We start from the raw sequence: 26,527 nt of genomic DNA, 5'->3' as shown, positions 1-26,527 counted from the left end.
CGCTCATCCCCTTCTGCCACCCCTGAACGGGAGTTCGTGATGCCTCGTACGAGCACGACCATCGACAACAGCCACATCGTCATCGACACCGGCATGGCCCAGCCGGACGCGACGACCATCGTGGAACGCAAGGGCCTCGGCCATCCGGACACCCTGGCCGACCATCTCGCCGAGCGGTTGTCCCGCGCCTACAGCCGCTACACCGTTCAGCACTTCGGCGCCGTACTGCACCACAACTTCGACAAGCTCGCCCTCCTCGGGGGAGCCAGCGAAGTGCGGTACGGCGCCGGCCGGATGACGTCGCCGGTGCGGGTCCTGGTCAATGGGAGGGCCGCGCCGTTGTGCGGCGGCGAGCGGATACCGGTCGAGGACATAGTGGAGGCCGAGGTTCGGGCGTTCTTCGCCGAGCGACTGCCCGAGGTCTCGGCCCACCTCGACATCGTCTTCAACATCACCAGCAATTCGAGCCCGGGTGCTGTACTCACCGGCGACGGGGTGCCCGACCGCACCCGCTGGTTCAACCCGCGCTCCGTCGAAGATCTCCGCGAGCGGCGGGTACGGCTCTCCAACGACACGTCCCTCGGCACCGGCTGGGCGCCGGAGAACCCCTTCGAGTCGTTCGTACGGGAACTGGTGGACCACTTCTCCGGGAAGAGCGAGTTCACGCTCGCCCACGCCTGGTGCGGCTCGGACGTCAAACTCATGGGCTACTGGGACGGAGCCCAGGCCGACATCGTGTTGTGCGTCCCCCAGAAGTCGCGTCACGTCGCCAGCCGGGCGGAGTACGTCCGCAACACAGAGACGGTCCTCGCTGAGTGCCACCGCCTCGCAGCCCTCCGGCTGCCCGGGGCGGAAGCGCGCTTCCGGCTGAATGCCCGCGACGTCCCGGAAAAGGACGAGCTGTACCTGACGTACACCGGCAGCTCGATTGAGTCGGGTGACGAAGGCGTCGTTGGTCGAGGCAACCGGGTCAACGGGCTGATCACACCGCTGCGGCCGATGAACCTTGAAGGCGCCAACGGCAAGAACCCCGTCTACCACGTCGGCAAGCTGTACAACGTCGCCGCGCAGCGACTCGCCACCCGGCTCCACGAGGCGACCGAGGGGCACGCCGAGGTTCACCTGGTAAGCACGACCGGGCAGCGACTCGATCAGCCCTGGCGCGTCCTCGTCCGCCTGTCCTCTCCCGACGTCGAGGTGGACAAGGTGCAGGCCCTGGTCACCGAGGCGCTCGGCGAGTTCCCAGCCCTGACGGACGAGCTGGTTTCCGACGGGATCGTGCTGAGCTGATGGTGATGCGGACGCTCGGAGAGGTTCCCGCAGGGTGCCGACAGCGGCTACTCGCGCACTACGGGCCGGAAGCCCAGGCGTGGCTGGACGCAGCGCCGGCCCTGCTGGAGCAGGCCGCCGAACGCTGGCAGTTGTCCCTCGGCGACTACCACGACGCCGGACACGCCTCGGTGATCGCGACAGCGACCGCCCTCGACGGGCGTCCGCTACTCCTCAAAGCATGGACCGACCCCACCCGGTATCGCCACGAAGTGAGTGCACTGCGGCTGTGGGCCGGCGGACCGACGGCGGACGTCATCGAGTTCGCTGACGACCTGACGGTGGCCGCCCTGGAGCTGGTGGGAGGGCGCCCTGGTGGCGCCCAGCGGCCAGAGCGCGAGGTTCAGATGGTGGCGGCTGCCCTTCAGGGGCTGCACATACTCGGCCAGCGCCGAAGGCGACCGAACAGCTTCCCGCTGCTCACCGACCACCTCGGCACGGAGATGCTGCCGCGGATCCGGCGACGGATGGAGACGCTCGAGCTCGACGCATGGCGTCTGCTCGTCGACACCGCGCTCCCTGCGCTCGCCGGACTGAGGGAAGACGCAGGCAGGACGACTGTCCTGCACGCGGACTTGTATCGGGAGAACGTGCCGTTCGACTGGCTGGGGCACCCTCGCCTGCTCGATCCGCTGCCCATGCTGGGCGACGCGGCATTCGACTGGGCCTTCTGGTCCGTCTATTACGACCTTGGGCACGGGACCGACGGGCGGCTGGCTGCTGCCGCCCGGATCTCGCGGATCCCCGTTCCCGTACTCGCGCTGTGGTGCAGAGCGCTGGCCCTCGACGGACTCCTCTACTACCTGGAGGCCGGGGACCCGAGAGCACCGCAGATGGCGGAAGTGCTCGTCGGCCTTTCCGCGTCGCCCCCGAGGAGGGGCTCGTGACCACCTACGTCCTCCGCCACGGCCAGACGAACTACAGCAAGCGGTACCTCGTCAACGGCGACCCGTCCCAACCCATCCACCTGACCGAGGAGGGTCGGCAATCGCTGAGCCTGGGCTGGTCCACCCTCCCCCTCCACACCGTGAGGACGTGGCTGACCAGCGAGTTCCCGCGTGCCCAGCAGACGGCTTCTCTGCTGATGGGAGTGCCGGCGGCGAAGCTGGTCATCGATCCTCGCCTGAATGAACTCGACTACGGAGAGTTCGAGGGCCGCCCGTTCCTGGAGTACGCGGTCTGGCTTGACGCCCAGGGTCCGAACGAGCGGCCTGCGGGTGGCACCGAGTCCCAGCGCGCCGGCATCCGGAGGATGCTCACCGGATTGCTCGCCACCCTGGAGCGACCCGGACCCCGCGTTCTCGTAGGCCACGGCCTTTTGGCCTCCGTGCTCCTCTGGCATCAGAACCGATCTCCGAAGGAGGCCATGCCGCTCTTCTTCCCGGAGGCGCCGTACGTCGAGCCGATCGCCATACCCGACGACGAGCTGCCGGACTGGATCACGGCGCTGATGAGTGATCTCGACAGGGACGTTCCCGGAGGTCGCGCCGACCGCGGTGGCGCGGACATATTCCGGATCGGTGAGGGCTCGGCGGTTGCTACCGTCGATTCCGTATCCCACCAACCGGATCAAAAGGATCTTCCTCATGCATGATGCCCGCGCCCTAATCGAAATGGGTGCCGAAGCGGTTCGTCGGCTCGCTCGTCGCGGTTACTCCCTGGACCTGTCCGAGCTGGAGTCCCTCCAGTCTCGGCGCAACCAGAACATCCGCTCGGCCGACGAGCTGCGGGCTGAGTCCAAGCGGGTGGCGAGTGAGGTCCAGCAGACGGCCAAGCAGGGCGGCGACATCTCCAAACTGAAGGAGCGCGCCCGCGAGCTCAAGGACCAGATCCGGGACATCGAGGCCGGGCAGGTGCAGGTCGAGGAACAGCTCCGCGATCTCCTCCTCAGCATCCCGAACCTGCCGGACGACGCGGCCCCCGACGGCGACTCCGAGGATTTCGCGGAAGAGGTCCGACGGGTCGGCACTCCGCCGGCCTTCCCGTTCGAGCCGAAGGACCACGTCGACCTCGGCGAGGCCACCGGCATCCTCGACTTCGCTCGGGCGACGAAGCTGTCCGGCCCGCGCTTCGCGGTCTCGCGCGGCGCCGGAGCAGCGCTGGAGCGTGCCCTGGCCACACTCTTCCTCGACCTGCACACCCGTCGTCACGGATACGTCGAGCACGCGGTTCCGTACCTGGTCACCCGCAAGACTATGACCGGCACGGGGCAGCTGCCGAAGTTCGAGGAGGACCTGTTCAAGACCGGCGTCGCCGACCGCGAGCTGTTCCTGATCCCGACGGCCGAGGTGCCGCTGACCAACCTCTACGCCGACGAGATCATCCCGCCGGCTGAGCTGCCGCTGGCGCTCACCGCCCACACGCCGTGCTTCCGGTCCGAAGCCGGGTCGTACGGCCGCGACACCAGGGGCCTGATTCGTCAGCACCAGTTCGCCAAGGTGGAGATCGTCCAGATGGTCGACCCCGCGGACGCGGACACCACGCTGGAGACGATGGTCGGCCACGCCGAGGCGTGCCTGAAGGAACTCGGCCTCGCCTACCGCGTCGTCAAGCTGGCAGCTGGTGACACGGGCTTCTCCGCTCAGCTCACGTACGACATCGAGGTCTGGATCCCGAGCCAGAACACGTACCGAGAGATCTCCTCGGTCTCCAACTTCGGCACCTTCCAGGCCCGCCGGGCGAACATCCGGACCCGCGGTGAGGGCGGCAAGCCCAAGCTCGTCGCCACGCTCAACGGCTCCGGTCTCCCCGTCGGCCGCACCCTGGCCGCTCTCCTCGAGCAGTGCCAGCAGCAGGACGGCTCCATCGTCCTGCCCGAATCGCTCGTCCCGTACCTCGGCTTCCGCCGTATCTCGGCGGACGGAACACCGGAGGCATAACGTGCTCGTCGGCGTCTGCGACTTCCCTGGTAGCTACGCCTTTCCACCCGCCGGCTACGGCGGGATCGAACGATGGCTGTGGGCGGTCGCCGTAGGCGCCCGAGCCGCAGGCGCCGACGTACACCTTCTTGGGCCGGGCTGGCTCACGGACCTGGAGAACGACTGGGTTCGTCGGCCGGTCCGCCTGGAGGACCTCACCACGGGATCCCTCGCCGAGCGCGATCTCCGCAGCACCGGATACGACCTCCTGGTCGTCGGGCACGAGTACCCGTCGCTGCCAGCCTGGACGCGTACCTGGAACGAGCTGGGCTGCGACGTCGCCACGTTCCAGCACTCGCCCGTCTTCCAGCACGCCGACACAGCCTTCGACGGCAAACAGTCACGGCTCTACTGCTATTCGCCCGAGATGATCGAGCGGTACGCAGACCATCAGCCGATTCCTGAACTCGCTGTACACCTTGGCCTAGACGAGGAGGAGCCGCCTGCCGCCGCGGGGCACGACCTCGTGTGGCTCGGCCGCATAGACGAGGAAAAGGCGCCCCACATCGCCGTCCGAGCCGCCCAGATCCTCGGCCGCCGGATACAGATCGTCGGCCCCGTCTTCGACGAGGCATACGTGCGAAGCCACGAACGCCTCTTCAACGCAGGTCACGTGAAGTGGGTCGGCGAACTCGGCGGCCCCGCCAAGACGGCCGCCATCCGCGACGCCTCCGTCTTCGTCTACACCTACGCCCGTACGTACGTGGAGGCCGGCGCCGCCGTCTTCGGTGAGTCCCTCCGCGCCGGCACCCCCATGGCCGCGCTCACCTGGCGTGGGGGAACCTGCGCCGAGGCGGCCCTGTGCGATCAGACGGGCGTGATCACGGTGGCCGACCCCGACGAGGACGACGAGACAGCAGCGGAGCTTCTCGCCCTTGCTATCGAGCAGGCCGAGGGCCTCAAGCACACGGAGGTCCAAGAGGTCGGGATGCATCGCTTCGATCCGGCCCGCCACTTCACCGCGATGTCGACTCGGTCATGCTGACGAGCGGTTCCAGAGAGCTCGTACTCGGGCCGTCGGCCCGTTCGGAGGCCCGCTTGCCTGCGGTCCTCCGTCAAGCCCTCGGAGCGCAATGGGAGTTCACCGTCTCCGACGGACGGATCGCGATTGAGCATGCGCACAGAGGATCGCCGTACTGTCCGCCTCGTCAGGCCCCGTCGTGGGAAGAGCTACTGGCAGGGCTCAAGGCGGGCTTCGCGGCCCAGGGCGTCTCGCAGGACGCCTGCCTGCCAATTCGGTGGGGCCGCGAGACCGAGCTGACGATCTCGGCCGTCCAAGCCCTTGACCCCCTCCTCAAGGACGGGCGTCCGCTGACCTACCGCAGCGGCTTCCTGCCCCAGCCTGTTGTCCGTTTCACCGGGCAGCGTGACGCAACGGGCGACCTCCGGGAAGGGTTTCTGACCTCGTTTGTCAACGTCTCCCGCGTCCAGCCGATTCAGTGCATCGACGAGTACGGGGGGATCTTGGACGGCTGGCTCAGCGTGCTGTCGCGACTGGGTTTCCACGCGCGCCACATCAGCATCAACGGCAAGGTGGCAGCATGGCGGCGCCGCCAAGTCGAAGGCATCACTCTTCGCTTCAACCACCTCGATCTGCCTCTCGGCGACATCGTCCTTCTTTGGAATGCCGACAACCCCGCACGCATGGCCGTAGACCTCGGCACCGGGCTGGAACGGCTGGCCTGGGCGAGGACGAGGCTGAGGTGGAGGGAGCTCGTCTTCGGCCAGTTCGCGTCCCTGGCGCCCCCGCCGACCCTGGACGCCGTCCGCACGGCCACTCTCCTCCTTGCACACGGTGTCCGTCCCGCAGCGCGCGGAGCCGGCGGGATCACCCGCCGGGTGATCGGAACGATCGACCCGGGTGCGGCGAGGCTGGGTGTCAGCTCCCTGGTTCGCGCGTCGTATCGCTATTGGCGACTGTTCGGTGAACCGAAGGTCCCATGGCCAGCCGTGACCATGGCGATCGAGGAGGAGCTGGGCATCTGAAGGAAGACCTCCAGTGAGTCGAGTCCGCTTACCGGGGCAAATCTGTCCTTCGCCAGTTGTTCCAATCGAACCGAGTCGTGCCGCATCCGGCGTGCCCAGAACCACGAAACGAATGAGGGCCGACGGCAAGCCGTCGGTCCTCTGGTCAGCTATCCCACAGCACAGCACGCCCTGCAGCTCATCAGCCGCCGAGAGTCCCCATGCACGTCATGCACCGGCTCGTCGCCCGCAGCTGCGCGTTCCCCTCAGTGGCCATGGCTGGGCTGCTTTCGCTGATACGGCCCCAATCTCCGGGGGACGGATCGAGAATCCAACCCCACTTCGGAGGCCGCACCTCGTCTTCTGTCATGTGATCGCAGGCGCCTGGAACGTGCGCCTTACCATTCTGTTTGATCAAGATGGCGTTGCCGGGGAACCGCCGCCACTCCTGTCGAACACACCTTTCCTCCGGGTGCGCCTTGGGCACGCTGCCATCAGGAGGGCAGGCGCACCCCATGCCGATGATGTTGTCGCATCGCTCGCAGCGCACCTCTTTCATGTGACCAAGTGTCCCATCCGAGAGCGTGCAGCTCACGCGTAACGCCATGGCGGCGGTGTCCATTGCGGCGACACCGAGAGATCACCGCGATTCGACTGGGTTGGATGGCAAAGCGGCTGGCTTCGTTGACAACAGACACCAGTTCGCCGGGGGCAGACAGGAAAGATCCCGAAAGGACTGATGCCCTGCGGCACGGCATGTCAACGTACAACGCCTGCCGGAAGAACTGACGTCCGAGCCCACGGAGGCGCCCCTGCACCCGCACCACCCCAGTGACCCTACTCGTTCCGACTTGCCGGACCCGATGTACTGGGTCACTCCGTGCCACCTGGCCGGTGACGACGGCGCGCTCGCCGAGCGGATCGGCGACACCCTGACCGGCCTCGGCTGGCATATGTGGCCCACCTCCCGCCACACCCTGCTGTATGTGAGCCCGGACGGGCTGCGCGGCGCCGAGTGGATCCTCGCGGCCTACCCGTTCGAGCTGGGCGGACTGTCCGTAGCTTGGCAGCTGAGTGCCCGCCCGCATGCTGCCTCCGCGATGACGGAGTGGAACGCGTACTTCACTGCCGGCGTCCCGTACGAAGCGCTCGCTGATCTCATTGTCGCGCTCGACGCCCGTGAGGTGCCGGACGCTGGCTTCGAAGGGCCCGAGACGGTCCTCAACGCAGTCGGTGCCCAAGGCTGGATCCGTGACGTGGACTGCCCCCACGCCACCGCCATGGACCCCGGGTTCTCCGCCACCGTCTCCCTGGGGCTGCAGCCGCCGCTTGTCCAGGACGCGGATCCGCACCCTGACTTGATGGGGTGGCAGGCGTGGGCGGAACCCGTTCTCGGCACCCCATATCTGTGGTGTGCCAGCTTCAGCGCCAGTGTCCCGCATGACCTAGTCGCGGCATTCGCCTCCTCGCTCGCCTCACCGGTCCCGGTGCCCCGTCGCACCGTGCCCAAGATCGCGGAGGGCCGGCTCAACTTCGTCCGCCGCAGCTGACGATCCGCGCCCTGCAGTGCTTGTTGTGCTGTTCGTCGCCAATTCCCCTGAGTACACGTTCCCCTGTGTCCGTCAGATGACAGAGATGGAGACCGTATGTTCCGACGACGTGCTCGCGCAGACCGCGAGTTCCGTGAGGCCCAACGTGAGGCGTTCGCGGTGCTGCGGATGCATGCACCCGAGCTTCTGCCATTCGACATCGTCCGCGCTGAGGCGCCGATGTCGACCGGATCGGCCTCGGCGACCACGATGCCGGATTTCCCACCAGCCGATCTGCGGGCGCCGTCCCGACAGGACGTCGAGGGAGCGATGATGCGGTGGATGCAGCCGCTCGTCATCGGCGGTGAGATCCGCGCGTGCCCGACGTGCGGCGCGTACCGGGACTGGATCGTCTTCTGCCTGCGCGACGACTCGGTGTGGCTGCGCTGCCGGGCCGGCCACCAGGTGATGGAGCCCCGTCTGGATGCGGCCTGGTACAACCGCAACTCCGGTCCGGTCGATCACTGGCACCCCACCCTTGAGGACGGGTTGCGCCACCTCGGCCACTGACCCCCGAAACCCCACTCCATACCCCTGCATTTCGCCGGCGCCGGAGGCCCGGCTGGTCAGACCGTTCGTTCCGTAGCGATTTTGGGGTTCCGCATGCGCCTTCACACCACGACCGTTCGCAGCCTGAGCGCCCTCGCCGTCCTGGCCCTGGCTGGCTGCACCACAGGCAGCACGCCCGCCGACGATCCGGTCTCCTCCGACTCCGCGCCCACGCAGCAGGAGGGCAAGCACTCCCCGGTGCCCGAGCTGTTGTCCTCGGCGGCGCTGAGCAAGCGCCTGTTGGATGAGAGTGATCTTGGCGAGGGTTACATCCGCAAGCCGCAGCAGCCCAGGCCGCAGGACGATGTCGTCGTTTCCGGTTGCCCGGCGTTGGAGAAGCTCGGCGGTGACGCGGCTGTCGGCGACAGCCTCGACTTCCCCCGCAGGGCGAAGGCGTCCTTCACCTATACGGGCGGCAGTGACTCGGAGGTGGCTGAGGAGCTGTACAGCGACTCCGCCGCAAAGCTCTCCAGGGGCGTGAGCCGGATCTTCGACGCAATGATCTCCTGCCCCACGTACCAGGTCTTCGTGGGCAGCACCTCCGTCGACATGGGCACCGAGGAGATGGCCGCGCCGCCTCTCGGCGACGAGCAGTGGAGCCAGCTGCTCACCTATTCCGTCGGCCGGCAGCGCAGCGTTGTCCAGCAGACGGCGATCCGTATCGCCAACGTTCTGGTGGTCGTTTCCGGCTCGCCGGGTGTTGTCGACGCGCACTTGGCGAAGGCCGTTGACAAAGGACAGCGCACACGGTGACTGCAGGGGACACGAAGGGGGCCGGTGACCGGGATGGTTTCCCGGTCACCGGCCCCCTTCCTCGTCTGGGGGTGCGGTCGGTGCCGTCGTCTGTCAGAAGGTGTACGGGGTGAACGGACGGACCGGTTCGGCCGCCGCGTTGACCAGCCGCTGGAGCTTCAACCGCTCGTTCTTGTTCATGATGTCGATGGCCTTGCCGAAGGACTGCTCGTCGAGCTGGTCCAGGAAGGGGGCGAGGAAGCGGTCCAGGACCTCGGGGGCTTCGAGCCAGGTCTGCAGGTACTCGTGATACCGGTCGATCTGCTTCTTCGCCTCTTTGACCTCGTTGATGGTGGGCGCGAGGGCGGCGGCCTGTTCCGCCTTGGTGAAGGGGCCTCCATCGTCGTGGCGCCAGGTCTTGGTGCTGGCGTGGTACTTGAAGTACGCGCCGCACAGCTGAGCGACGACGTGTCGGCGGGGTTCGATGAGGAGGATGCGGGTGCTCCTTGTTGAGGGGTGGGGCGGTGGGGCAACACATAGGGTCCGGAGAATCCCCGGTTTCGGTAACCGGGGATGTGCAGCTACAGTCCGTCGGCTTCGTGCCGGTCCGTGGCTGCGCGTGGTGTCGTTTCTCGTGGCCCGCGCCAGGGGCTCCGGCTCAGCGGGACCGTCCGGCGTGGGATGTAGGCGGCGTGTACGCGCCCGGGAGCCCGGGATCGGTCTGCGGGGCGGTCTGAGCGGGAAGGCGGCGGGCCTGCGCGGCTCGTGCGCCGGGGCCGGGTGCATGCCGGTCGCCGAGGCGTTGGATGCGCCAGACGAGGACCTCGGATGCTGACTTCGCGTCGTCCAAGGGGCGGTGCTGGGCTGCCTGCTGGAGGACGGTGGCCGGTTTGTGGCCAGCGGCTTCGGCGGCGGCGAGGGCGGCGGTGAGGGCGGACCAGGCGTTCTCCGTGAGGATCTGTTTGGCGTGGCGGGGCAGGACCTCGTGCAGGGCGCGGACGTACCGGTGCACGGTGTTGTCGGAGGGATAGTGCCTGCCGAGTTCAGTGAGGCTGGTGGGGGCTATCTGGTCGTAGGCGGCTTGCAGGTGGGTGAGCGTCTGACGGGCGGCGGCCACCTGCCGGTCGTGGTGGTGTAGTGCGCTGCGGCGCTGGACTGCGAGGACGACGAGGATGGCGGCATCCAAGAGCATGGCCAGCCCGGTGTGGTCCGCAGGCTGGTAGCGCATGGCCTTGAGCGCGCCCCGTAGTGCGCGGGCGTGCTGGTGGTCGGCGCGGGCGCGGGTGTGGGCGGCGTGTTCGAAGGCGGCAGCCGCACGGTGGAGTTCGGCCTGGAGTCGGGCAGGGGCGTGGGCGGGTAGCGCGTACAGGACTTCACCGAAGACGGTGAGGTGGGCCTAGACGGCGCCGTCGTCGGCGTGGGCGAAGTGGTGGGGGATGCGTTCGGCGGCAGCGGTGGCCACGTGCCATGGGTTGGGGCGGTGCCGACGAGCTGATGAGGCTGCGGTGGGCTGTGTCTCGGTGGCGGCCAGGCGCTGTTGGATCTGGGGGAGGGACAGGTCGGTGGCGAGGCTGGAGCCGGAGAACCAGATGGGCGTGCCGTCGTCGGACAGGGCGACCTTGTAGCCGCCGAGGTCGCCGGAGGGCAGTGTGCGGGTCTCGACGTGAAGGCCGGCATCGGCGAGCAGGTTGAAGAACTCCTCCAGATCCTTCGCGTGGGACAGCGCGGTACGCACGACGTGCCGCAGCCGCTCACGCGCGGTCTTGTCGTGGCCCCGTCGCTTGGCCTTTTCCTGCTCGGCCCGGGTGGAGCGCTTCACCGCCGAGGTGCCGGCAGCAGCTTCGGGACCACGCGCAACCCGGGTGAGGCCGAAGTCCTCCTCGACGGCTGTGAGTTCGTTCATGGCGCGGCGGTAGTCGTTCCAGTTCCGCGGCGGGCGCAGATCACCGCGCACCTTGGTGGCGACGATGTGGATGTGGTCCTCCGCGTGACGCACGGCAACCCAGCGGCAGCCGTCCGGATCGCCGTCGGGTGCGATGCCGGTCGCATGCACCATGCGCCGGGCGATGGTGGCCCACTCGGCGTCGGTGAGGACGCGGTCCTCAGGCGCGGCACGCACCGAGCAGTGCCACACGTGCCCCTCAGGTGCCTTGTCGCTGGCTTGCTTGACCCGCAGATCCAGGGCCTGAGTGAGCTGGCCGAGCCGTTGCTTGTGGCCAGGGCTGTCCCAGGGGCCGGGGTCGGGGATGAAGTTGTCCCAGGAGGCGACGATGTGCTGGTCAGTGTGTTCGTTGGCGCGGCCTTTGTCGAAGAGGTAGGCCAGCACGCCGTAGGTCTTGTTGCCCGGCTTGACGATGTTCGCGATCACCTCAGACCGCCCACTTCTGCTCGGCTGCCCGCAAGGCGGCGTCGTCGATCGCCCGGACTGCGTCGTGGGCTGTGGCGAGCAGGCGGTCCGCCCGGTGAAGGATCGCGGCGTCCACAGGGTGTGGATCGCCGTCCGCGTTGAGGCGGCGGGCGATCTGGTTGACGTTGTTGCCGATCCGGGCGATCTGCGCCCTCATAGCGACGAGCTCGTCGACCGCATCGTCGTAGACCGTGCGCTCGGCCGCGACGGTGATCTCACCGCGGACGCGGGCCATGGTGGCGTCGGCGATGTAGCGGGCCATGGTCACGTGAGCGGTCTTCGCCGACGACTGGATGTCGTGCTTCTCGTGCGGCGCGAAGCGCGCGGTGACGTGCTCGGAGCGCTGCGCATCGAGGTTCGCGCGGCGGTACGGCGCACGCTGAGGGGCCCGGGCAGAGGGATCGCTCGGCTGATCGCCGGCGCCTACCCGCTCCTGCTCCGGCACGCCCTCGTGCCGGAGCTGCTCCTCCGCCACCCCCGGGGCGGAGGAGTCCGCGATGGACCGGCCTATGGACGGTCCATCGCCATTGCTTGCTGCGCTGCCGAGGTCGGTGATCATCTCCTCCTGGGGGGTGGGGAGTTCGTGGTGCGATTCGTGCATTGAGTGGTTTGCCTTGGGCGTTGGGGATGGTCTCAGTGCGGGTGGCCGACGGGCGCCGTAGGCAGCTCGGCCTTGACGGTGCGGATCACCTCGCCGGCGGTGTCGCTGGCCACGCTGTAGCCGTCCTTGCGTACGGCCACCTCCAACAGGTCGCGGGCGAGACGTCCGTGCTCGCGGAAGAGGTCACGGGCGTATTCGTTGAGGAGGTCCCGTGTAGCGCGCGGTTTGGAGCTCGGGCGCTTCGACTCCGCCCGCGAGGCGGTGCGTGGGTCGTTGCCCGGCGTTTCCCCGCCCGGTTTTGGTTCCGGGCCGACGGTGGTGCGGGCGGGCTGTTGCGGGCGGTTTTCGGGCAGGGGGCGGGCTGCCCGGTCGGCGGCGTCATCGCCCGCGACCTTGTGGGGCGGGAGGCCCGAACTTTCTGCCCGCTCTCTTGCCGTAGCCCGCGGGCGGGCCGTCGCGGAGCCGCCCCTCGTGCGTGCGGGCGGCGTCGGGCCAGCGCGCGGGCAATGACCTGGAGGCCAGAACATTGACCTGTTGGCGGGTGGCGAGCTTGCGCAGCAGCAGCTCGTCCTGGCGCTCGTCGCGGTCGACGTCAGCCTGCTCCAGGGCCTGGTGCAGGCGGCGGGTGAGGCGTCGGCCTCGCCGCTTGGTGCGTTTGTCGGGTGTCATGCTCTCTGCCCGGAGGATCAGGGTGACGGCCTGGTCGAGGGCGCGGTCGCGGATGATCCGGGCGGCGTCCGCGTCCCGGTCGGTAATCCCCAGACGAGCCAGCAGCCGTTCGCGTGCCTGTCGGGTGAGGAGGGCGGCCAGGCTGCGGGAGTCGGCGTGCGGGCTGCGATGGCGCAGTTCGATGCCCATGGCCAGGTGCCAGAGCACTGCCGCCAGGACCGGGCCGACGAAAGCCCGCACAGTTCCGCCAACCAGCCCGGACTCGGCGTAGGCGGGCACGATCTGCACGCAGGTGATCACCCAGGTGAGAGTGCCGGGCACCCCGGGCGCCTGCTTGGAGCCGTTGAGGTTCGCCCGCGCCATCAGCGCGGTGGCGAACAGCGCCAGTTCGGCGGCGCTGAACATCGCGGCGCGCTCGACGGCGCTGCCCATGTCGAGGTAGTCGGCGGCGAATCGCCAGCTGGTGTCCGCGCTGTAGGCGGTACAGCCGATCGCGGCGACAGCGGCGACCGGGATCGCGGCGGTGCTACGACGCTGTCCAGCGCTCGGCTTCCGTCGGTACTTCCGCAGGGACCATGCGGCGGACAGTACGACGACGAGCAGAGCCGCGATGGCAGCAGGCGCAGGGAACCAGTGCGGCAAGGCGGGCATGCCGATGTCGTTGGCGCTGATGAGCGTGGTGGGGCCAGGGGTCATGCAGAGGCTCTCCAAGGGACCCGGGCGTTCGAGGGCAGGCGGAAGCCCGGGCGGGCGAGGTGGTGGGACGGGAGGGACCGCGGGCCGTTCAGATAGCGGGCGCGGTGCGGCGTCGGTCGGAGCCGGTGAGGATGACCCGCTCGGTCATCTCGGCGAGGCGGGAGGCGACGCGGTCGCCGAGCGCGGTGCGGAGCTCGGCGGTGGGGAGGTTGGTGGTGATGAGGGTGGGGAGCATGTGCTCGTACCGGTGGTTGACAAGCCGGTAGGTGAGCTCCTCGGTCCACTCGCTTGTCTTGGCCGCGCCGAGGTCGTCCAGGAGCAGCAGCGGGCAGCGGGCCAGCGTCTGCAGTTCTCGTTCGCCGTCGTGGCCGGCGCGGGGGCGGAGCCGCGCGTGGAGGTCGGCGGAGGTGGTGGCCTCCCAGCGTAGGCGGACGCCTCGGGTGAGGAGGGCCCGGACGGCGCCGTACGCCTGGTGGGTTTTGCCGGTGCCGGTGGGGCCGGCGATCAGCAGCGACGGGCCCTCGGCGATACCGGGTCCGGTCGGGCCGGGGCGTCCGGCGCGGGCGATCTGGTCGGCCCAGACGATGATCTGGGGGTGGTCGGTCAGGGCGCGGCGGTAGCGGGCGGGGATGCGGGAGTCGGCGAGTTCCAGGGCGGTGACGGTCTCGGGTGCCGGGTCGTGGGCGGCAGTGGTAGTGGGGTCGATGCCGCGGTTGGCGAGGATCGTGTTGAGCCGGTCGGTGATCGCGCCGACGGGCTGGGGTGCGCGGGTGAGGGTGGCGGTCAGAGCTCATCTCCGTAGGCGGCGACGACGTCGGTGGGGTTCGTCCACGCCCGGTGGGCGGCGGGCGCGGCGGGGGATGCGGCGTTCATGACCTCGTGGACGAGACTGGGCAGGACGCCCGGGGACAGGCCCTTGGCCCGGTGGCGTTCGAGGGCGGCCCGGAGGTGGGCGGGGGCGATGCCCTCGTCGAGCAGCTTGCGCACCTGTCTGCCGAGATGGTTCAGGAAGGCATCTGGCGGGCGGTGGTTGCACGCGGCGATGTACTCGCCGAGGAGCTGCTTGGCCGAGACAGTGTCGGGCGCGTGGGCGCTTGCGCCCCCCGAAGGGATATCTCCTAGATCCACGGTCCTAGGTCCTAGATCCGGACCGTGAGACGTCACTGCTGCCTCACCGAGCGCTCCCTGATCCCTCGCGGAGGACTCCGTGAAGCCCTCTTGACCTGCGACTTCGCTCTCAAGTCCCGGATTCAGCGCGGACTCACGGACCTCGCCGGAGCCCTCAGTGAGGACTGCGTGAGGCGGCAGCGAGTACTCCGTGACACCGGCGCCCACGGCAGGAGCCGACGCGACCGAAGCGTCGTGAACCGGGCAGCTCGGGAGGCGGCTCTTGCTCGCCCGGTTGATCTTCTGATGCTGGTGCCAGGTCACGACGTGCAGGTACCGCTTGTGATCCGGCCCCTTGTAGCGGCAGATCAGTCCCGCGTCGGCGAGCTGGGCGAGATCCGTCTCGACATCGGACGGGGTGTGCTCCGGGCGCAGCACCCACAACTGCCCAGCGAGGATCGCGGCGTGGTCGCGGTGGCGGCCCTGGTCGTCGGCCTGGGTGAGCAGGCCGAGGAAGGTGCGCTCGGCGGTCAGGGAGACGACGGCCAGGGACTCGGAGACGAAGGCTTCGGGCTTGATGGTGCGGATTCGTGCCAAGTGTGGGGCGGTCCTCACTCGGTGGCCTGTGCGCGGACATCACGGCTCACCGTCGGTCGGGGCGGGATTCGAGGGGGTGTTGGCGCGGAGGCGCGCCGGGAAGCGATTGCGTTTCCGGGGTGTCGTCAACATAGCCATACCCCAGTCGCGCAAGTCCAGCCCTATCCGGCGCAATCTCTCACGGCAGAAAGGCTGCGAGAAATGGGGCTCGGTGACGGGCGGGAGGAAAACCGTAAGGCACGATCCGCCGTTGACCAAATAGTTGCCCGGACCGCCGAGCCAGAAGCATCACATCGGCAAGCCGTTGACGGGCCGCCGACGGGGAAGCTACAACACAACACCGCACTTCAGAGCCATGATCGGCGTGCTGGTCCGTGTCCATTCCCGACTCCCTGGAACCACATCTCGGCGAACGACGCGAGCGCAACATAGACCACGATCGCCGGTTACCCAAACCGGCGAATGCACCTTTCAATTGGAGCCATGCCCCCACGCCCACTGGAAGTCGGACCCGCAGGAATGCAGGCGGCCCGCACCATCGAAATGCTCCGAACCGAACGCGGCCTGTCGCAACGCCAGTTGGCCGACCGCGTGACCGCTTTCGGCCATCCGATGTCCAACACCATGCTGTCCCGCATCGAACGCGCCCAACGCCGATGCGATGCCGACGACCTCGTCGCGATCGCCGAAGCCCTCATGGTCTCGCCTCTCGTGCTGCTGCAGGGGCCGACCGCCACGTGACGAGGACCGCTCAGCACCGCTGACCGAGCACGCCCCCCCCACCCAGTAAGGACCCGCCTTTCTTGTACCGCTCCGACATACCCCCTGCCCTCGTAAGACGCCTTCCCGGCACCGAGGGCGGAGCCCCCTTGCCTCGTCTCTACCGCCCCGAAGAAATCGCCGAAGCCCTCGGCTGCTCCGCCTGGTGGGTCAAGGACCGGGCCCGACGCGGACTCATCCCGCACACCCGCGTCGGCCGCGCCTACCGCTTCACCGCCGCGCACCTCGCCGAGATCGTCCGCCTCCACGAAGAGCGCCCGAAGCGATCCGTCAGCAGCGCGCCGGCGAGTCGGGCAGCGACAAGCCCTCCCTCGGCACGAACTCGTGCCGCCCGGCCGCCTGAGCCGACTACGGCCCCGACGCCAGGGCGTCTGCGGGCTCGACCGCCGCGCCGCACCCAGTACGAGACCGTCGCGTAGCGCGCCCGCACCCAGTCACAAGCCGAGAACAGGGGAGGAAGACGGAAGTTGGGTTTCGCGGAGAAGCGCGGAAACTACTGGCGTGGCCGGTACAAGACCGCGCCCGGCAAGCACCTCACGGTGGTCGACGACAACGGCAAAGCGATCCGGTTCGCCACCAAGGGCGAGGCCCAGCGCGCCGCGAGCGAGGCCGAGAACAAGTATCGGCGCGGCGACTGGCGCGACCCGGCACTCGGCCAGGAGACCTTCGGCGAGTACGCCAACCGCTGGTACGAGGCCCAGGACCTGGCCGCCTCGACCATGCAGAACTACAAGCGCCACATCGAGGAGCACCTCCTCCCCGACTTCGAGGACAAGGCGCTCGTCGGCATCCTGCGCACGGACGTCGACCTGTGGGAGAAGAAGGAGAAGGCCGCTTACGCGGCCTCCAGCGTCAAGACCTGGCGCTCGACGCTCCACCTGATCTTCGAGGACGCGATCGACGAGGGCCTGATCACCTCGAACCCGGCCGCCAGACGGCGCGGACGTGGCAAGCGCGCCGGACGCTCCCGCGACCGCGGCCCGGAGAAGGTCGTCACCGACCCCCTGGGCACCCTGCTGACCGCGGAGCGAGCCGCCCTGCTCTCCGGCCGCGACGACGAGTTCGTCGCCGTCGTCCTCAAGGGCTACACCGGCATGCGCTGGGGCGAAATCGTCGGCCTGGAGACGGAGTTCGCCCGCTCCGGGGCCGTCCGCGTCGAATGGCAGCTGTACGAACTCGACACCGGCGAGCTGGTTCGCTGCCCACCCAAGGACGACAGCTACCGCACCATCGACGTGATGGACTGGCTGTCGGCCCTGGTCGCCAACCACGTCGCCCGCACGAAGCCGAAACCCTGCTCGTGCCACGGCAAGACCTACGTCTTCCGGGGCCAGGGCACGGCCCGCACCGGCGGCCACCACGGCGCAAAGCTCGTCGACGTCGCACGCCGAGCCGAAGTCTCCACCGGCACGGTGTCCAACGTCCTCAACCACCCCGACCGTGTCACCGAAGCCAAGCGGGTCAGGGTGGAACAGGCCATCGCAGACCTGGGATTCGTGCGCGGCGGCGCGGTACCGCAGCACGCAGCCCACTGGCGCCGAAACGGCTTTGCCACCTGGCTGTTCACCCCGGCGGTCTCCGGCTGGTACCCAAAGAAGGCGCCGCAGGAAGCCCGCCCCGTACCTCTCCTCGGCGAGCCGTGGCCCGGCGTCCCAGCCCGAGGGCGTGGCGCCAGCGACCGTGCCGACGCCTGCTGGCTCCCGATCGCCAAGGGCCTCACACCCCACGGCCTCCGCCATACCCACCGGACCGTGATGGAGGACCTCGGCACCGAGAAGGTCCTCATGGACGACCGCATGGGCCACATCGACGGCTCGGTCTCCGCGCGCTACGCCCACGTCACACCCGGAATGCGAAAACGCCTCATGCTTGGACTGACCGAGCAGTGGGAGGCGGCACTCGACACCCGCCTGGCGATGAGCCCCACGTCACCCGTGCGCGTACTCGATGATCTCCTACGTGCGCGCAGGGAATCACGTAAGCCTGCGGAGTCCCAGCGGTGACTGCTGCTGCACCTCTGGTGGTCACCACCAGAGGCACAGCCGTCTCCGGCGACACCTTGCGGGGGCAGCGTCAACCTCGTGGAGGTCACCTCGCTCCGGAGGTTATGGCAAACGCCCGGTGAGAGGGCCAAGGGACCTGGCTCAATAGGCACATGGAGATTGGCGAGCACTGGGCGTACCGCGCGAGGCCGAAGGACCTGGGTAGCGAGGTCCGCCAGGTCGAGGTCGTACGCGTGGGCAGCTCCGGCAGGTCTGGCTGGATCCACGTGCGGTTTCTCGAAGGCGATGCCGCTGGCCTGCAGGAGTGGGTCAGTTCCGGCTCTCTCGTAGCGCCGTGGGCGGATGTTGATACGTTCCGCGCGGATGACGCGGCGGAGCTGGTGCTGGCGGAGTCCTCTCGCCACGTCCGGGGCAGCACGGATTTCGAGGCCGCCCGCATGATCCTCGGCTTCGTCCGTCCGAAGAACAGGCTCCGCCTGCGCCGAACAGTGGCCGACGCCGGGGTCCTGGAGCTGAGCCGCCTCGACGAGACGGCACCGCTCATCGGCATCGACGCAGCTGAACTCCGCGGTGACGCCATGGTGCACGAGAACCGCCACGGCATGTGTCTGGCTGGGTGGCCGGTCACCGAGCGCGTCGCCCGCCAAGTGGCCGGCCGTCTCGCCGACGAGATCCTTCCGGAGGTGGACCGCAAGCAGCAGGGCATCGAACAGGAGCGTGCCCAGTCCTCTTGGTACTCCTACAGCCGACGGGACGACCGGAAGCTGGACGCAGAGGCAGCTGTCTTGCGAACCGTCCGGGCCTGGTGCGGCGAAGACAAGGCCGACCGCTACGACGAGTTGGTCGCCCTTCGCGCCGAGGTCATCAGGCTCGGGGGACTCGTCGAGAAGGCGGTCAAGGCTCTACGCGACCGAGGTCACGGCGTCATCGCTTCCACCATTGAGCGCGACCTTGGCGTCCATATCGCCACCCTTGATCCTGATGTGCGTCGATGACGCCGCGCCATGAGTCCGGCTCCGGCTTGGGAAGCGTTGGCTGAGCCGGAGGCTCCTTCTCCGGCCGGTCCGGCCGCCAGCCGTCGAGGAACGGTCGCAGCTGCTTCTGCGTCGGCTCCACGTTGAAGTCACCGGCGGCCAGACCCCTGCCATTCGTCGTGGGGTCGAGCTGATCGGCCTCTGTGTTCCCCCAAGCCGACCACTCGCGCAGCCTCTCAACTTCGAGGGCGTCCTCCGATGCGGCGGCGACGTCATCCAGCGCAGCACAGAAGGCCCGGATCTCACCGGCGGCCCGCCACTGCTCCAGGGCCGTGCCGAAGTGCTCGGCCCGTACCGCGTGAACCGCCTTGACCGAGGCCGCACTTACCGCGGCCTCCCACTCCCGCCGCTCGCGTTCCTCCCGCTCCGCTGCAAGTCGTCGGCGCTCGGCCTCCTGGTGCTCCCGTTCCTCTCGCAGACGCCGTTGCTCGGCCTCTCGTTCCAGCCGGGCCCGCTCCTGCTCCTCCGCACGTGCTTTCAACGCCCGGAAGATTGAGGCGATCTGCTCCTCCAACGGCTTCTTGGCCGTGTCGGCCCATTCCTTCTTCCAGCCGTAGTTGTAGCTGTAACCCGAGTTCTCGCTGACCAGCAGCTCCAGTTCGCCGGACGGCTCGAACTTGTGGGCCGGCGTGACCCGCTGCCAGTCGTACGTGCGCCGACCTGGTTGCTTGGGGACGTAGCGGACCTGCTTCTGCCGCTCACGGAAGCCGACCTCGTACGTCCTGCCGTGGACAGTGAGCAGCGGCCTCGGCTGCCTGCGCTTCTTGGACACCGCGATCTCGCCGTACCGCGCGAGGGCCTGTTCGGCGAGCAGCCGGAGCAGCGCGAGCACCCTCGGTAGGACCTCGTCGGAGATCTCGAAGGCGCTGTGGTCCTTGGTGACCGCGGCGAGCACGTCCTCGACATCGGTGATCACTCGGCTTCGCGCCAGTCGGATTCGGTTCCACTCGGTGTCGTCCTCGCCAGACACCCTCAGCAGACCGAGGAAGAAGTCCCCCTTCGCCCGCCCGCTGTACTTCAGGTGGTACCCATCCGGAGCGCACTGCCGGGCTGCGTCGAACGCCCTGCGATACCGAGCCCGTTCCTCCGCGCTGGGGTCAGGGATCCGAAGAAATCGTCCGGCCTCCTGCACCTGCGCGATGAGCGCCGGCCCGACAGCTGCTGGCGACGGGCGCGGGGGTTTCACAGCCCGTTTCGGGGCGGGCTTTGTCTCGGTCGGAGGATCGGCATCCTGCGACGGACCAGCGGCAACGGGCGCCCCGGCTTCAGACGCCGCCGCGCGAGGCTTCCGTGGAGCCAACTCCGGACGGTCGGGATGATGCCCGTGCTCCAGGTAGAAGCGTCCCGCGTCAGTGATCTCCGCCTGCCACCTCCCCTTCTTCCTGGGCATGGTCACCAAGCCCCGGTCCCTGAGCGCGCGAGCCGTGACGGCGAGCTCGGGGCTGTTGGACGTGACGGGGTCGGTTCCGCCCCCGATGCGGGTGAGGAGTGCGAGCTGCCGGTTATTTAACGGAGACCAAGGGTGCATGGCGATCGTCGTACCGTCTGTGGTCTCTCCGGCACAAGCCCACGACTCGCTGGAACCGGTGCACACCGAAGCGGCGTGCTGGTGCTCTGGAGCTAAGCGGCGCTTTCCTCCTGAACCACGTCAGCGATCTGCTGCGCGATCTCCTCGATGGAGTAGTCGCTGGTGCTCATCGCCACTTTGTCTGCGAGGGAGGGGCTGTAGCGCCGGACGTCTTCTGCACTCAGGTTGTGCCAAATTGGCAGGAGTGATTGCTCCCCGGCCACATTACGGGTGACGAGTCCGTCGAGTTCGTGGTTGGTCCAACCCTTGGCGAAGAAGGGGGCCGAGAGCACTACGATGCCGAAGCGGCTCGCCCTGATCCCTTCATCGATCTTGCGGCGGAGGCTGTGGCCGATCCGCATCTGGGCTTCGTCGAGCCAGACAGTCACACCCAGCTTGGTAAGCGCGTCTCGAAGGGGGCGGGCAACAGCTCCTTTGTCCTCGGACGCGTGGGAGATGAAGACGTCCCAGGTCTGGCCACCAAGTATGTCGCCAGTAGGCTCCTCCGGTTCATGGACCGCGACGGAGCGGGCCGGACTGCCCTGTGGGTCGCGGGCCGGGGGCAGGAAGCCCCGCGGAGGTGGCTGGACTTGGACAGACGCAGAGATGCGACCGGAATAGCCGCCAAGGTCGATGGCCACGACCCACTGTCCGTTACTGGGGATGGTGATCTGGTGAGGCGAGCGAGTGACGCGACCGCCCAGGTACCGGTATCTCTTCCCCGACTTGTATTTGCTGTACTCGCTGCGCGTCATCACCTGGACGTTGGCTTGGTTGCGCAGGGTGACGATGACCGTGGAACCTCTCTTGAGGTTGCCGAGGTCTTTGTAGAAGTAGTCCACGGGTGCTCCTGGAGATGTGCGGCCGAGCACGTCTCAGAGTAAGGACTGTCACTGACAATCGGAGGCGACGATGTCTGAAGCGGGGTGGAAGCCCACGTCGGCTGGACGCTCGTCTCTCCCCTGGCGCTAGGACTCGGGGAGCCGTCCGGGAGCCGCTCACCGAGGTCGGCTCCCAAATGGCTCCCAAACTGGGCCCACAAAGCAAATCAGGCCCGGTTCTGATCTCTCAGAACCGGGCCTGACCTGGTGTTTCATCTGTCGGGGTGGCGGGATTTGAACCCACGACCTCTTCGTCCCGAACGAAGCGCGCTGCCAAGCTGCGCCACACCCCGTGACTGCGAGAACTACTGTAGCCCACCCGGGCGGGTCGGGTGAAATTCGTTTCCGGGGCCGGGGGTCAGGGTGAGGAGGGTGGCTTCCGGGGGGCAGGCGAAGCGGAAGGGGGTGTAGCGGTTGGCGCCGCAGCCGGCGGAGACGTGGAGGGCTGCGCGGCGGGCGCCGGTGGTGTGGGTGGAGAGGCCCTTGACGCGGCCGGTGTCCAGGTCGCAGTTGGTCACCAGGGCGCCGTAGAAGGGGATGCAGAGCTGGCCGCCGTGGGTGTGGCCGGCGAGGATCAGGGGGTAGCCGTCGGCCGTGAAGGCGTCGAGGACGCGGAGGTACGGGGCGTGGACCAGGGCGAGGGAGAAGTCCGCGTCCGGGTCGGGGCCGCCGGCGACCGCTGAGTAGCGGTCGTGCTTGATGTGGGGGTCGTCCAGGCCCGTCAGGCCCAGTACCGCGCCGCTGTCCAGCTTCAGCCGGCCGCGGCTGTTGTCCAGGCCGGCCCAGCCCGCCGCGTCGAAGGCGTCGCGCATGCCCTCCCAGGGGTTGCGGGGGACGTTGTGGCGGAGGCGGTGGCGGCCGTTGAGGCCGTGTATGCCGCGGGCTTTCTCGATCAGGTAGCGGCCGGGGTTTCGGAACGTCGGGGCGTAGTAGTCGTTCGAGCCGAAGACGTACGTCCCGGGGAACTCCATCAGCGGGCCCAGGGCGTCCAGCAGCTCCGGCACCGCGTCGGGGTCCGACAGGTTGTCCCCCGTGTTGACCACCAGGTCCGGCCGCAGGCCCGCCAGCGACTGGAGCCAGCGCCGCTTCGCGTGCTGGCCCGAGACCATGTGGATGTCGGAGATCTGGAGGACGCGCAGCGGGTGCATGCCCTTCGGGAGTACGGGGACGGTGATCCGTCGGAGCCGGAAGGCGCGGGGCTCGATCACGGCCGCGTAGGCCACGCCGCCGGCCGAGAGGGCGGCCAGGCCCAGGGGCACTCCGTATCGCGCGCGCATTCTCCTATCGTCGCAGAGGCGCGGGGTGCGGGTGTCCCGGGGCCGTTTCCCGCGGGGCGGCGGGCTGTCGGCGCGGCATGGGAGACTCCGACCATGACCACGCTCAAGTCGAAGCTGAAGGACGACCTCACGGCCGCCATCAAGGGCCGGGACGAGCTGCGCGCCGCCACCCTCCGGATGACGCTCACCGCGATCACGAAGGAGGAGGTCGCGGGCACCGAGGCGCGCGTGCTCTCCGACGACGAGGTGCTGAAGGTGATCACCCGCGAGGCGAAGAAGCGGCGCGAGGCCGCGGAGGCGTTCGCGCAGGGCGGGCGTGCGGAGTCGGCCGAGCGGGAGCGCGCCGAGGGCGAGGTGCTCGCGGACTACCTGCCGAAGCAGCTCGGTGACGAGGAGCTGGGGGTGCTGGTCCGGGAGGCCGTGGCCGAGGCGAAGGCGGGCGGTGCCGAGGGGCCGCGGGCCATGGGCGCCGTGATGAAGATCGTGAACCCCAAGGTCGCCGGGCGGGCCGAGGGCGGGCGTGTGGCCGCCGCCGTCAAGCGCACCCTCGCGGAGGGGTGACGGCCCCCGGGCGCTGAGTTCGCCGCGGGTCGGGGCCGCAGGTCGGGGCCGCGGGTCTAAGGAGCTCGCCTGGGCGCAGGTCTGGGCTTTCCGGTCGTGGGCGAGGTCCCCGTCACCTGCTGTCCGGCCAGCCTCCCGGGCCGCTGTTGCCGTTGCCGTTGCCGTTTCCGGCGTCCGTCCAGCCGCCGTCCGCCGTACCCCCGTCGGTCGTACCACCGTCCGTCGTGCCGCCGTCGAGCGTGCCGCCGCCGTCCAGGGTGCCGCCGGTCAGGCCGCCGCCGGCGTCTCCCCCGCCGTTGCCGCCGCCGTTTCCGTTGTTGCCCCCGAGGAGGCCGCCCAGCGGGTTCTCGGGTTTGTCGTCGTCCTCGTCCTCGTCGTCATCGTCGTCGCCCCTGTCCGGGCGGTCCGCCGCCACGGGGACCTTGTACAGCGGCGGCGACGTCTTGCCCGCAAGGGCTCCGTCCATGGCGTCGCGCCAGATCGGGCCGGGGACCGCGCCACCGAAGACGCGGGCGTGGTACGTGGGGCCGATCTGGATGTTCTCCATGGAGACGTCGTCCGTGGGCCCGCCGACCCACACGGCGCCGGCGAGGTCGGCCGTGTAGCCGACGAACCAGGCGGCCTTCCGCTCGTCCGTCGTACCGGTCTTGCCCGCGTTGTCGCGCCCGGTCAGACCCGCCTCCTGGCCGGTGCCGTCCTCGACGACGCCCGACAGCAGCGTGTTGATGGTGCCGGCCGTCTTCTCCGACATGACGCGCTTGCACTGCGTCTTCGGCACCGGGAGCTTCTTGCCCTGCGCGTCCTTGATCGACTCGATGGCGACCGGGGTGCAGTACTCGCCGCGGTTGGCGAAGGTCGCGTAGGCGTTGGCCATCGTCAGCGGCGCGATCGTCTGGCCGCCGAGGGTGAGCGACGGGCTCTCCTGGAGGTCCTTGCCGTCGCCGCGGTGGACGCCCATGTTCTGCGCCAGCTCCTTGACCGGGCAGATGCCGATGTCGGAGATGAGGGCGACGAAGTAGGTGTTGATGGACTTGGCGGTGGCCTCGCGCATGCTGTACGGGCCGACCTCCTCCTCCGTCTCGTTCGCGACGTCGGAGCCCTCGGTGTTGACCCAGTCCTTGCCGTCCTCGCAGGTCTCCACCGGGCTCGGATACGGCATCTCGTTCGGCGACGGGTACACCTTGGTGTTCGCCACGCCCTCCTCCAGCGCCGCCGCGGCCGTGAACGGCTTGAAGGTGGAGCCGACCTGGAAGCCGTAGTTGGACCCGTTCATGGACTTCTCCACGGACAGGTTGATCATCGTCTCGTTCTTGCCCGAGCCGTACGGCCTGGACTGCCCCATCGCGCGGATCTTGCCGGTGCCGGGCTCCACGATGCTCACGGCGGTGGCGACGGTGTCGTCCTGGTAGACGTGGCTCTTGATCGACTCGTTGGCGGACTTCTGCGCCGCCGGGTCGAGCGTGGTGCGGACGGTCAGGCCGCCGCGGTTCCAGCGCTTGAGGCGCTGCTCCCGGGTCTCGCCGAAGCCCTTGTCCTTGAGGAGCACTTCGCGTACGTAGTCGCAGAAGAACCCGGCGCCGCTGACGGCGGTGATGCAGCCGCTGCGCGGCTGGCTGACCTTGAGGCCCAGCGGCTCGGCCATGGCCTTGTCGGCCTCGGACCGGGTGACGTTGTCGTTGCTGACCATGCGCCGCAGCACGGTGTTACGGCGCTTCTTGGCCTCTTCCGCGTCGTTGAGCGGGTCGTACCGGCTCGGTGACTGCACGATGCCGGCGAGCATCGCGGACTCGGCGAGGGTCAGCTTGTCGGCGGACTTGCTGAAGTAGCGCTCGGCGGCGGCCTCGATGCCGTACGCCTGCTGGCCGAAGAAGGCGATGTTCAGGTAGTTCTCCAGGATCTCGTCCTTGGTCAGCTCCTTCTCGACCTGGATCGCGTACTTCAGCTCCTGGATCTTGCGCCCGAGGGTCTGCCGGGTTGCCTCGGCGACCTTCTCGGCGTCGTTGCCCGCCTCCTCGACGAAGACGTTCTTCACGTACTGCTGGGTGAGGGTCGAGGCGCCCTCGGAGACCGTGCCGGACTGCGCGTTGCTGTTGAGCGCGCGCAGGATGCCCTGGAGGTCGACGGCCCCGTGCTCGTAGAACCGCTCGTCCTCGATCGCGACGATCGCCTGCCGCATCACCGGGGCGATGTCGTCGAAGTCGACGACCGTGCGGTTGCGCGAGTAGACGTCGGCGAGGTGGCCGCCCTCGCGGTCGAGGATGGTGGTCTTCTGGCTGAGCGGCGGGCGCTTGAGGTCCGCGGGGATGTCGTCGAACTCCGAGACCGTGCCCTTGGCCGTCAGGCCCAGCAGACCGGCGGCGGGCAGCGCGAGGCCCGCGAGGACGGAGCCGGCGAGAACGCTGACGCCGAGGAATTTCGCGGCTTGCTGCGTGGCGGTGAGTCCGCCGCCCGGGCGCTTGTAGGCCATGGGGTCACCCTAACTTCTGATTCGCCGGACAGCCGCCCGTCTGTTCGCCTACGCTGTTTTCGGCCACCACCACCGGCCACGGTCTAGCCCGCTCGTTGATTCACTCCTGTGGGTGATGAGGCTTGACCGAATTGACGACATGTGACGCCCGAGATCCGACCGCGAGCTGGCTCCCCTGCCCGCTTTGACCGGATTGCCCCTGGCTGGGACGGCTCACTCCGGTGGGTGACCTGCCGCGTACGCATAGTCCGTTCGGGCCATTCAACTTTGGGCCTGACGGGGGTGTTGCGTTGCCGCACTCCTTCCGTAACGTCCTCAACTGGCAACGGTGCATATGCCCTTTGCCGCCGTGGGGGAGCCTCAATTCGGGAGAGGACGGCGCCAGCATGAGCTGGGTTACCGACTGGAGTGCACAGGCAGCCTGCCGCACTGCCGATCCGGACGAACTGTTCGTGCAAGGCGCGGCACAGAACAGAGCCAAGGCGGTCTGCACCGGATGCCCGGTGCGCACGGAGTGCCTCGCCGACGCGCTCGACAACCGCGTCGAGTTCGGCGTATGGGGCGGTATGACGGAGCGCGAGCGGCGGGCGCTGCTGCGCCGCCGGCCGACGGTCACGTCGTGGCGCAGACTGCTGGAGACCGCGCGCGAGGAGTACGAGAGCGCGGGAACGCCGCTGCACGAGGGCGTCCTGCACGAGGACGCGCTGCGCGCGGCGGAGGAGCTGCCGGTCGCCGCGGGCTGACCCCGGGCTCCGGGGCCCTGAGCCCCGCGCTGAGCCCGTTGTGCGCCCGTCGTGA

Annotated in this window: 24 protein-coding genes, 1 tRNA gene and 1 pseudogene; 16 read left to right on the top strand and 10 right to left on the bottom strand. The window is 68.8% G+C overall.

Features of this window, described 5'->3' with window-relative positions:
• Positions 1 to 39: 39 nt before the first annotated feature.
• From QBL21_RS33485 to QBL21_RS33440, 10 genes are all read left to right on the top strand, one after another.
• A complete protein-coding gene (locus QBL21_RS33485; protein WP_407565967.1) occupies positions 40 to 1,290 on the top strand; it encodes a methionine adenosyltransferase in 1,251 nt (416 codons plus the stop codon).
• A complete protein-coding gene (locus tag QBL21_RS33480) occupies positions 1,290 to 2,216 on the top strand; it encodes a phosphotransferase (RefSeq protein ID WP_407565966.1) in 927 nt (308 codons plus the stop codon). The genes QBL21_RS33485 and QBL21_RS33480 overlap by 1 nt, the downstream gene beginning before the upstream one ends.
• Positions 2,213 to 2,923: a histidine phosphatase family protein gene (locus QBL21_RS33475; protein WP_399706481.1), complete on the top strand. Its 711-nt coding sequence runs from the start codon at positions 2,213 to 2,215 to the stop codon at positions 2,921 to 2,923. The genes QBL21_RS33480 and QBL21_RS33475 overlap by 4 nt, the downstream gene beginning before the upstream one ends.
• Positions 2,916 to 4,208 (top strand): serine--tRNA ligase, encoded by a 1,293-nt coding sequence (gene serS, locus QBL21_RS33470; RefSeq protein ID WP_252545239.1) that lies wholly within the window; start codon positions 2,916 to 2,918, stop codon positions 4,206 to 4,208. Before QBL21_RS33475 ends, serS begins: the two co-directional genes overlap by 8 nt.
• 1 nt (position 4,209) lies before the next feature.
• The gene (locus tag QBL21_RS33465; protein ID WP_407565965.1) at positions 4,210 to 5,232 is read left to right on the top strand and encodes a glycosyltransferase; all 1,023 of its coding nucleotides are present in this window, start codon (positions 4,210 to 4,212) and stop codon (positions 5,230 to 5,232) included.
• 53 nt (positions 5,233 to 5,285) lie between these two features.
• Positions 5,286 to 6,233: a hypothetical protein gene (locus QBL21_RS33460; protein WP_310433215.1), complete on the top strand. Its 948-nt coding sequence runs from the start codon at positions 5,286 to 5,288 to the stop codon at positions 6,231 to 6,233.
• Between the two features lie 842 nt (positions 6,234 to 7,075).
• A complete protein-coding gene (locus QBL21_RS33455) occupies positions 7,076 to 7,762 on the top strand; it encodes a DUF317 domain-containing protein (protein WP_407566650.1) in 687 nt (228 codons plus the stop codon).
• Positions 7,763 to 7,858: 96 nt separating this feature from the next.
• Positions 7,859 to 8,311, top strand: a complete 453-nt coding sequence (locus QBL21_RS33450) for a hypothetical protein (RefSeq protein WP_252545246.1) — start codon at positions 7,859 to 7,861, stop codon at positions 8,309 to 8,311.
• A gap of 93 nt (positions 8,312 to 8,404) precedes the next feature.
• Entirely contained in the window at positions 8,405 to 9,103 is a 699-nt protein-coding gene (locus tag QBL21_RS33445; RefSeq protein ID WP_252545247.1) for a hypothetical protein, read from the top strand.
• A gap of 24 nt (positions 9,104 to 9,127) precedes the next feature.
• Complete coding sequence (locus QBL21_RS33440; RefSeq protein WP_407565964.1) at positions 9,128 to 9,595, top strand: hypothetical protein; 468 nt, start codon at positions 9,128 to 9,130, stop codon at positions 9,593 to 9,595.
• A gap of 145 nt (positions 9,596 to 9,740) precedes the next feature.
• Here the strand turns inward: QBL21_RS33440 and QBL21_RS33435 are convergent.
• The 5 genes and pseudogenes from QBL21_RS33435 to QBL21_RS33415 form a co-directional block, all read right to left on the bottom strand.
• Positions 9,741 to 11,450 (bottom strand): annotated as a pseudogene (locus QBL21_RS33435) (relaxase/mobilization nuclease domain-containing protein).
• 1 nt (position 11,451) lies between these two features.
• The gene (locus QBL21_RS33430; RefSeq protein ID WP_407565963.1) at positions 11,452 to 12,048 is read right to left on the bottom strand and encodes a plasmid mobilization protein; all 597 of its coding nucleotides are present in this window, start codon (positions 12,046 to 12,048) and stop codon (positions 11,452 to 11,454) included.
• 420 nt (positions 12,049 to 12,468) lie between these two features.
• Positions 12,469 to 13,455, bottom strand: a complete 987-nt coding sequence (locus QBL21_RS33425; protein WP_407565962.1) for a hypothetical protein — start codon at positions 13,453 to 13,455, stop codon at positions 12,469 to 12,471.
• An 88-nt stretch (positions 13,456 to 13,543) separates the two neighbouring features.
• A complete protein-coding gene (locus QBL21_RS33420) occupies positions 13,544 to 14,242 on the bottom strand; it encodes an ATP-binding protein (protein ID WP_407566649.1) in 699 nt (232 codons plus the stop codon).
• Positions 14,239 to 15,159, bottom strand: a complete 921-nt coding sequence (locus tag QBL21_RS33415) for a hypothetical protein (RefSeq protein ID WP_407565961.1) — start codon at positions 15,157 to 15,159, stop codon at positions 14,239 to 14,241. The genes QBL21_RS33420 and QBL21_RS33415 overlap by 4 nt, the downstream gene beginning before the upstream one ends.
• 483 nt (positions 15,160 to 15,642) lie before the next feature.
• Here QBL21_RS33415 and QBL21_RS33410 point away from each other — a divergent pair, with 483 nt between their 5' ends.
• The 4 genes from QBL21_RS33410 (at position 15,643) to QBL21_RS33395 (ending at position 18,937) form a co-directional block, all read left to right on the top strand.
• The gene (locus QBL21_RS33410) at positions 15,643 to 15,900 is read left to right on the top strand and encodes a helix-turn-helix domain-containing protein (protein WP_407565960.1); all 258 of its coding nucleotides are present in this window, start codon (positions 15,643 to 15,645) and stop codon (positions 15,898 to 15,900) included.
• 77 nt (positions 15,901 to 15,977) lie between these two features.
• Positions 15,978 to 16,358 carry a helix-turn-helix domain-containing protein gene (locus tag QBL21_RS33405; RefSeq protein ID WP_256904188.1) on the top strand — a complete coding sequence of 127 codons (381 nt, stop codon included), beginning with the start codon at positions 15,978 to 15,980 and terminating at the stop codon, positions 16,356 to 16,358.
• Positions 16,359 to 16,406: 48 nt separating this feature from the next.
• Entirely contained in the window at positions 16,407 to 17,942 is a 1,536-nt protein-coding gene (locus QBL21_RS33400; protein WP_364802904.1) for a LacI family DNA-binding transcriptional regulator, read from the top strand.
• Positions 17,943 to 18,094: 152 nt separating this feature from the next.
• On the top strand, positions 18,095 to 18,937 hold the full coding sequence (locus QBL21_RS33395; protein ID WP_407565959.1) for a PE-PGRS family protein: 843 nt from the start codon (positions 18,095 to 18,097) through the stop codon (positions 18,935 to 18,937).
• On the opposite strand, the gene QBL21_RS33390 is transcribed toward QBL21_RS33395, so the two are convergent.
• From QBL21_RS33390 to QBL21_RS33375, 4 genes are all read right to left on the bottom strand, one after another.
• Positions 18,867 to 19,892 carry a hypothetical protein gene (locus tag QBL21_RS33390; RefSeq protein ID WP_407565958.1) on the bottom strand — a complete coding sequence of 342 codons (1,026 nt, stop codon included), beginning with the start codon at positions 19,890 to 19,892 and terminating at the stop codon, positions 18,867 to 18,869. The genes QBL21_RS33395 and QBL21_RS33390 overlap by 71 nt on opposite strands.
• 704 nt (positions 19,893 to 20,596) lie before the next feature.
• A complete protein-coding gene (locus QBL21_RS33385; RefSeq protein WP_125514183.1) occupies positions 20,597 to 21,385 on the bottom strand; it encodes a DUF1883 domain-containing protein in 789 nt (262 codons plus the stop codon).
• Between the two features lie 258 nt (positions 21,386 to 21,643).
• Positions 21,644 to 21,717, bottom strand: a tRNA-Pro gene (locus tag QBL21_RS33380).
• 12 nt (positions 21,718 to 21,729) lie between these two features.
• Positions 21,730 to 22,701, bottom strand: a complete 972-nt coding sequence (locus tag QBL21_RS33375) for a metallophosphoesterase (protein ID WP_407565957.1) — start codon at positions 22,699 to 22,701, stop codon at positions 21,730 to 21,732.
• A 93-nt stretch (positions 22,702 to 22,794) separates the two neighbouring features.
• Here QBL21_RS33375 and QBL21_RS33370 point away from each other — a divergent pair, with 93 nt between their 5' ends.
• On the top strand, positions 22,795 to 23,262 hold the full coding sequence (locus tag QBL21_RS33370) for a GatB/YqeY domain-containing protein (protein WP_407565956.1): 468 nt from the start codon (positions 22,795 to 22,797) through the stop codon (positions 23,260 to 23,262).
• Positions 23,263 to 23,374: 112 nt separating this feature from the next.
• On the opposite strand, the gene QBL21_RS33365 is transcribed toward QBL21_RS33370, so the two are convergent.
• Positions 23,375 to 25,729, bottom strand: coding sequence for a transglycosylase domain-containing protein (locus tag QBL21_RS33365; RefSeq protein WP_407565955.1), 2,355 nt, complete (start codon positions 25,727 to 25,729; stop codon positions 23,375 to 23,377).
• A 386-nt stretch (positions 25,730 to 26,115) separates the two neighbouring features.
• On the opposite strand from QBL21_RS33365, the gene QBL21_RS33360 reads away from it, so the two are divergent.
• Entirely contained in the window at positions 26,116 to 26,472 is a 357-nt protein-coding gene (locus QBL21_RS33360) for a WhiB family transcriptional regulator (RefSeq protein WP_181785772.1), read from the top strand.
• Positions 26,473 to 26,527 lie beyond the last annotated feature (55 nt).

The sequence above is a fragment of the Streptomyces sp. 184 genome (assembly GCF_045781775.1).
GTDB lineage: Bacteria > Actinomycetota > Actinomycetes > Streptomycetales > Streptomycetaceae > Streptomyces.
Note: the sequence above shows the minus strand (reverse complement) of the source record. Positions and strands in the feature narration are given on the sequence as shown.